Consider the following 208-nt stretch of genomic DNA (forward strand, 5'->3'; position numbering starts at 1 on the left):
GTGGGGTACGGCGTGTTAAAGAGGCTGCACAAGATGGTTTCTCAGAAATATATATTCCATTTCGCTATTACCATAAATCGATGGAAGGGCTAGGCGCTAAAATTTCCCCTGTTAAAACAGTACTTGAGTTACTTAGTTTGATTAATTAACACTTATCGGTGATGTTGTTCAGTGTTACTCTTAAGTTGAGACACTTTATAGAAAGAAT

General features: G+C 37.0%; 1 pseudogene. It reads left to right on the plus strand.

The annotated features are described in order from the left end of the window. A pseudogene (locus V6260_RS19505) lies at positions 1 to 149 on the plus strand (DNA repair protein RadA); the annotation flags it as partial. Between the last annotated feature and the right edge of the window lie 59 nt (positions 150 to 208).

Origin of the sequence: Pseudoalteromonas aliena, assembly GCF_038155085.1 — a bacterium.
Classification (GTDB): domain Bacteria; phylum Pseudomonadota; class Gammaproteobacteria; order Enterobacterales; family Alteromonadaceae; genus Pseudoalteromonas; species Pseudoalteromonas aliena_A.